This window comes from Corynebacterium gottingense, assembly GCF_007559235.1.
GTDB lineage: Bacteria > Actinomycetota > Actinomycetes > Mycobacteriales > Mycobacteriaceae > Corynebacterium > Corynebacterium gottingense.
Genome location: NZ_VMHH01000011.1, coordinates 59,793 through 66,215, shown reverse-complemented (window position 1 = coordinate 66,215; position 6,423 = coordinate 59,793). Strand labels below are relative to the sequence as shown.

The window sequence follows — 6,423 nt, the reverse complement described above, 5'->3', positions numbered from 1 at the left end:
CGTTGACCTCGACATTTACAACCTGACAAAACCCCAAAAAAGTTTGCGTGATATACACCACATTTCCGCCCCACCCCCGCCGATAGGCGCAAACCCCACCCAAAAACTTAAAATCAGCACAGAAAGCCGCCGAAACGCCCGTGGTTCCGGGCCCGGAAGGAAGCAGGGCTGGAGAAAACAGAAAACCCTGCACCGCGCACGGTACAGGGTTTGTCCTGTGGAGCATAGGAGAATCGAACTCCTGACATCCTGCTTGCAAAGCAGGTGCTCTACCAACTGAGCTAATGCCCCATTGCCCAGACTCTATATATTATAGCGTCCGAGTGGGCCTAGCAGGAATCGAACCTGCGACCTCATCGTTATCAGCGATGCGCTCTAACCGACTGAGCTATAGGCCCTGGCAACGGATAAGAATATTACGCACCGTCGCCATAACCACCAAATCGGCTGGTGGGGGCGGGTTTTTGGGGCGGTTACGTGGCGTCGATAAGCACCCCGAAGCCCCGCCAAACCTACCGTGCGCGGTTGGACATGGTGTAGGTGACGCCGCCAACCAGATCCGCGATGCTGTTGTAGATCACCACGGTTAGCGGCGCCATGATCGCGGTGAACACCACGCCGATCAGGCCCAGCAGGCCCGCGGCGGAGAGCACGATGGTCATGTCGATGGCCTGGTCGCCGCCGACGCCGCCGATCAGCGAGTTCACCGACTCAATCACGCCGGCCTGCTCGAGGCCAAAGTAGACGATCGTGATGCCCAGCATCCACGCGACGAACCCGATCAGCGCCAGGATCGTCGCCACCTTGAACACGGAACCCGCGCCGACGTTGCGGATGGTTACCTTTCGTGCGGCCATCGCCTACTCCTCACCCTCGGCGTCGTCGGGGGCCCCGCTTATCGACGATTGCGTCGCCTCCTGGGCCTCTTCAAGGGTTTTCTCGCCCTTCGCCACCGCGGTGGCCTCCTCTTCGCCGGAGTCCTCGACGTTCTTGTCGATGGCCAGCAGCTCCACATCGTCGCCAAGATCCACCAGGCGCACGCCCATGGTGGCGCGCGAGGACGGGCGGATCTGGTTGACCTCGGTGCGGATCACGCCGCCCGCGGAGGTGATGGCAAAGATCTGGTCGTCCTCGTCCACCGCCAGCGCGCCGATGAGCTTGCCGCGCTTCGGGGTGTACTTGAACGTCATCACGCCCATGCCGCCGCGGCCCTGCTGGTTGTACTCCTCGATGGCGGTGCGCTTGCCGTAGCCGCCGCTGGTGGCCACGAGCAGGAACTCGCCGTCCTGCACCACCGTCATGGCGAGCAGCTGGTCGTCGCCGCGGAAGCGCATACCCTTCACGCCCGCGGTGGCGCGGCCCATCGGGCGCAGCTGGTCATCATCCGCCGGGAAGCGGATGGCCTGGCCCTGCTCGGAGACGAGCAGGAGGTCGTCGTCGTTCTGCGTCAGCGCGGCGCCGATCAGGGCATCGCCCTCGTTGAGGTTGATGGCGATGAGGCCGGCGGAGCGCGCGGACTCGTAGTCCGTGAGGCGGGACTTCTTCACGCGACCGTCGCGGGTGGCCAGGACCAGGTACGGGGCGTCCTCGTAGGACTGGATCTGGATGATCTGGGCGATCTTCTCCTCCGGCTGGAACTCCAGCAGGTTCGCCACGTGCTGGCCGCGGGCGGCGCGCCCCGCCTCCGGCAGCTCGTACGCCTTGAGGCGGTAGACGCGGCCGAAGTTGGTGAAGAAGAGGATCCAATCGTGCGTAGAGCAGATGAAGAAGTGCTTGACCACGTCGTCCTGCTTCAGCTCCGCGCCACGCACGCCCTTTCCGCCACGCTTCTGGCTCTTGTAGGCGTCCACCTTCGTGCGCTTGGCGTAGCCGGTGGAGGTGATAGTGACCACCACGTTCTCGCGGGCGATGAGGTCCTCCTCCGTGACGTCGCCGGTGGCGGCCACGATGCGGGTGCGGCGCTCGTCGCCGAACTTGTCCACGATCTCCTTGAGCTCCGTCGCCACGATCTCGCGCTGGCGCTCCGGCTTGGCCAGGATGTCCTTGTAGTCCGCGATCAGGCGCTCGATCTCCGCCAGGTCGTCCACGATCTTCTGGCGCTCCAGAGCGGCCAGGCGGCGCAGCTGCATGGCGAGGATTTCGTTGGCCTGGATCTCGTCGACGTCGAGAAGCTTCATGAGGCCCTGGCGCGCATCGTCCACCGTCGGGCTGCGACGAATCAACGCAATGACCTCATCCAACGCGTCGAGGGCCTTGACCAGGCCGCGCAGGATGTGGGCGCGCTTCTCGGCCTCGTCAAGGCGGTACTGGGTGCGCCTGACGATGACCTCGATCTGGTGCTTCACGTAGTAACGCAGCATCTGGTCCAGGCGCAGGGTGCGCGGCACGCCGTCCACGATGGAGAGCATGTTGGCGGAGAAGTTCGTCTCCAGCTGCGAGTGCTTGTACAGGTTGTTCAGCACCACGCGCGGCACGGCGTCGCGCTTCAGCTTCACGACGATGCGCATACCGATGCGGTCCGAAGACTCATCATCAATGCTGGCGATGCCGGCCATCTTGCCCGCGTTCACCTGCTCCGCAATGCTGTGGATGAAGTTGTCCGGGTTGACCTGGTACGGCAGCTCCGTGATCACGATGACCTGGCGGTTGCCCACCTCCTCGACCTCGGTCACGCCGCGCATGCGGATCGAGCCGCGGCCCGTGGTGTAGGCCTCCTTGATGCCCTTGTCGCCCACGATCAGGCCGGAGGTGGGGAAATCCGGGCCCTTCACGCGCTCCAGCACCGCGTCGAGCGTCGCCTTCTCGTCCGCGTCGTGGTTGTCCAGGATCCAGTAGATGGCCTCCGCCAGCTCGTTGAGGTTGTGCGGCGGGATGTTGGTGGCCATACCGACCGCGATGCCGTTCGAGCCGTTCATCAGCAGGTTCGGCACACGCGACGGCAGGACCGTCGGCTCCTGGGTCTTCGAATCGAAGTTGGGGGCGAAGTCCACGGAGTTCTCGCGGATGTCGCGCACCATCTCCATGGCCAGCGGGGTGAGCTTGCACTCCGTGTAACGCATTGCAGCCGGGCCGTCATTACCCGGCGAGCCGAAGTTGCCCTGGCCGTCCACCAGCGGGTAGCGCATCGCCCACGGCTGCGCCATGCGCACGAGGGTGTCGTAGATGGCTCTGTCGCCGTGCGGGTGGTAGTTACTCATGGTCTCACCCACGGCCTTCACGCTCTTCACGTACGAGCGCTCGGGGCGGAAACCGGCGTCATACATGGCGTAAATGACGCGGCGGTGCACCGGCTTCATGCCGTCGCGCACCTCTGGCAGCGCGCGGCCCACGATCACGCTCATCGCGTAATCGATGTAGCTGGTCTGCATCTCCTCATTGATGTCAATGGGTTGGATGGCGTCGAAATTGCCGCCACCCGTGGTGTCGTCGCTCATTGCTCACCTTTCTTGTTTGACCTAAAAGTAGCTTACCGGGCCTGTGACGCGTTGCAGCGCTGACCAGTGGTATCAAAGTGGTATGGCTATGACACTTCGGCTCACCACAGACGAGGACAAGGCGCTCGTCCTTTTGGCATCCGCGTGGGGCTGCTCCAAGCAGGAGGCCGCCCGCCGCGCCGTGGTCACCTCCGCGTCGCGCCTGCTTGACGACGCCACCGTCGCCGACATCGCACGCTCCGTCATCCCCGGTTACAAAACTATGGAATCGCGCATCAGGCAAGCGCGATGAGGGGTTTTAGCGCCGAGCAACTATTAGCCGTTGCCGATGAGTACTGCGCCTATACGGGTGCCCGGGTGCGCTCCTTCTCTGCCCTGGTTGCTTGTGCTTCCGTCCCCGGTGCAAGGGTGCATGGGGTGCCTGTATGTGACACTGCTGGGCAGGCTTCGGAGGAGCTAGCCGAAGCGGTGCGGAGGATGCAGCCCTTAAGCACTGAGAATTCCGGCTTCGCGGAAGTGGCCGCGGAGGTGTATCGGCGGTGGGCGGGGTTGGCGCCGTGACATCGTCGACCACAGCAAACGCACAGGTGAGCGTTTCCGCAGGTCGTGGAGCGCTGTATTTGTTTCCTATGCGAAATTTGTCACAGGGTCCGGCGCAACACCTCCTCAACGCTCTCAGGCAGCCTGGCTAAAGTCCCCTCGGCGAAGCGCAACACCTGCCACCCCTGCGCAACCAGCTCAATCTGGATCAGCGAATCTAAGGTACGTTGCTGCTTGTCCCAGTGGTGCGCGCCGTCGTACATCAGCCCAATCTTGGGTTCCATAAGGGCAAGGTCCAGGTCAGTGACCCGCTTACCCCACCTATTACGGATCACCACCTGCTCGGCCAAGGTCAGCCCATGCTTCTGCGCTACCGGCGTCGCTAGCAGGCGCATCTCGGTTTCCTTTGGCGAGTCTGCCAGCGCGCTCGACGCACCCAACACCTGGGACAGCCACCGCCTATCCAGCCTGCGGGAGGCACTGATGCGGATGGATTCGGGGGTGAGGTTGAGGAAGCGCCGTGTGGCGTCGATAAGCTGCACTGCACGTGTCAGCGCACTGGCGTCAAAGGTGTGCCAGGCCGACTCTCGGCGGCGGATACTTAGGAGCGCGTGGACCGCGGCAAGCGGAGGGGCTGCTACAGATATGGGCTGACCCGCACACATGACGGTCCAGGCCTCATGTTCGCGCAGCTTGAGCCGCCAGAGTGCCGGGGTGTATTGCGTCGCCGGCCGGTTCTTGCGGATTCCGGGGCCAACAAGCACAGTGTCGCAGGCATCCGCAAAGAAGGGCAGGCCGTAAAGCGCCAGCGCGCCCATGCCGGTGACCGTGGTGCCAGGGTGCGACAGCGCGTGGGCCACGGCGCGGTCGGTGGCGGGCACAGAGTAAGCAATCCCGCGTGGGTGATGCCTTGCTGCGTGCGCTACCAAATTCGGCTCGCGCAGCATCGTCGCCGGCAGCGAAAACTCGCGGTTGATTGGCTCCCCTACCGCCCCGTGCACCACGTGTGCCCCGGCCATGATGTGCATTCCATTATGAAGTCTCCCCATACCCTTTAGACGCAGCGAGCGACGCGCCGGTTCCCCCACACCCGCGAACGGAATAGAGTGTTGTGCATGAGAAAACGCTCCCTTGCCGCGCTGACCGCGGCCGCTCTCGCCATCGCCGTCCCCGCGCCCGCGCACGCAGGTGTGTCCGAGCTGTCGTCGGGTTCCAGCACGTCAAGCTCGGGGAGCTCGAAAATTCCGGAGGGCAAGGTCCCCGCCGACGGCCCGCAGGTCCCCGAGCAGCCGCCGCTCGGCAGCGCCTACACCGGCTCGGCCCCGATCTCCCTGACCATCGCCGCCCTGGCCACTTTTGTATCGGTGCAGTTGCTTATCGACGCCATCCCGCCCCTCCGCCAAGCCGTCGACCAAGTTGCCAACCAGGCCGGCCTGAGCCACGTCTACGGATCCTCCGAGGGCAACCGCATTTTCGACGTCCCTGCCTGGATCAAGGCCGCCGAGGACGCCGGGTACCCGCTGCCGCAGCTCCCCCAGCTGTAGCGTGGCCGCAACCGCCGTGCTAAATTTGGCACGGTTGTGGTTGCAGTGACTCATGTGACTCCTGTGTTTCGTTTTGCTTTGCGCGGAGGCGCACGGCGACGGTGCAGCGGGCGAGATGACTGTGGCGGAAGAGCCGCAACAGCCGTGCCCATCGGCACACGGTAAGGGCGACCCTGGGGGTGGGTCGCCCTTTTGCGTGGGCGTTCCGAGCTGGGCTTCGGCTTGAGGGTCTGCGTGGCTGGCTCGGGTTGCCTTCGGGGGTGCCTCCGGGTGCCATTCGCCTGTTTGACGAGGACAGGATGACGTAGATACGAGTGTCGACTCGCGTCTTCGCCAAGGTGATCTCGTCATCTGGGGCCGGGCGTGCCGTTCCCGGATGCCGCCCGGCCCGTCTTCGGACGGGCTTTCTTTTCGCCGGTAAGATGTCCCGCATGTCTGATTTGCAGAAGCTGCTGGAAGAAACCACCCGTCCCGCCGTGACGAAGGACCTCGCCGAGCTCACGGAAACCACCGTGTCCAACCAGTCCGGCCTGACTGGCATGGCGCTGAAGTCGGCGCTCGCCGCGGGGAAGAAGGCGGACGCCAACGCGGTGTCCAAGGGCATCAATAAGGTGCTGCCAATGCTGGTCGAGCGCGTCGAGCCCTACTGGGCCAACTACCAGGGCGAGGGCAGCGCAAACGGGTTCGGCGGCTACCTCGCCGCGCACCAGGACGAGGTCGTGGATGACATTGTCAAGACTGCCGACGCCTCCGTGGACTCTCTGCCGGGCGCGGTGAAGAAGGTCTACACGTCGTTGCGCAGCAAGGCGTCGAAGATCGTCGCGCCCGCGCTGCCGGGTCTCGGCGAGATCATCGAGCGCCACGCGAAGTAACACGCCACCACCACACCACTACACAGCAAAGCG

6 protein-coding genes and 2 tRNA genes are annotated in these 6,423 nt (G+C 64.2%); 3 read left to right on the top strand and 5 right to left on the bottom strand.

Going from position 1 to position 6,423, the window contains the following annotated elements; genetic code table 11:
* Positions 1-218: 218 nt before the first annotated feature.
* From FPH17_RS10600 to gyrA, 4 genes are all read right to left on the bottom strand, one after another.
* Positions 219-291: transfer RNA gene (locus FPH17_RS10600), tRNA-Ala, on the bottom strand.
* A gap of 33 nt (positions 292-324) precedes the next feature.
* Positions 325-398 (bottom strand) — tRNA-Ile (locus FPH17_RS10595).
* Positions 399-512: 114 nt separating this feature from the next.
* Positions 513-857: a DUF3566 domain-containing protein gene (locus FPH17_RS10590; protein ID WP_095278682.1), complete on the bottom strand. Its 345-nt coding sequence runs from the start codon at positions 855-857 to the stop codon at positions 513-515.
* Between the two features lie 3 nt (positions 858-860).
* A complete protein-coding gene (gene gyrA, locus FPH17_RS10585; RefSeq protein ID WP_154880440.1) occupies positions 861-3,434 on the bottom strand; it encodes a DNA gyrase subunit A in 2,574 nt (857 codons plus the stop codon).
* A gap of 82 nt (positions 3,435-3,516) precedes the next feature.
* On the opposite strand from gyrA, the gene FPH17_RS10580 reads away from it, so the two are divergent.
* A complete protein-coding gene (locus FPH17_RS10580) occupies positions 3,517-3,726 on the top strand; it encodes a CopG family transcriptional regulator (protein WP_154880438.1) in 210 nt (69 codons plus the stop codon).
* A gap of 349 nt (positions 3,727-4,075) precedes the next feature.
* On the opposite strand, the gene FPH17_RS10570 is transcribed toward FPH17_RS10580, so the two are convergent.
* Positions 4,076-4,993 (bottom strand): putative endonuclease domain-containing protein, encoded by a 918-nt coding sequence (locus tag FPH17_RS10570; RefSeq protein WP_154880437.1) that lies wholly within the window; start codon positions 4,991-4,993, stop codon positions 4,076-4,078.
* A 96-nt stretch (positions 4,994-5,089) separates the two neighbouring features.
* On the opposite strand from FPH17_RS10570, the gene FPH17_RS10565 reads away from it, so the two are divergent.
* Complete coding sequence (locus tag FPH17_RS10565; RefSeq protein WP_095537774.1) at positions 5,090-5,518, top strand: hypothetical protein; 429 nt, start codon at positions 5,090-5,092, stop codon at positions 5,516-5,518.
* Positions 5,519-5,949: 431 nt separating this feature from the next.
* Positions 5,950-6,390, top strand: coding sequence for a DUF6918 family protein (locus tag FPH17_RS10560; RefSeq protein ID WP_095545560.1), 441 nt, complete (start codon positions 5,950-5,952; stop codon positions 6,388-6,390).
* Positions 6,391-6,423: the final 33 nt, after the last annotated feature.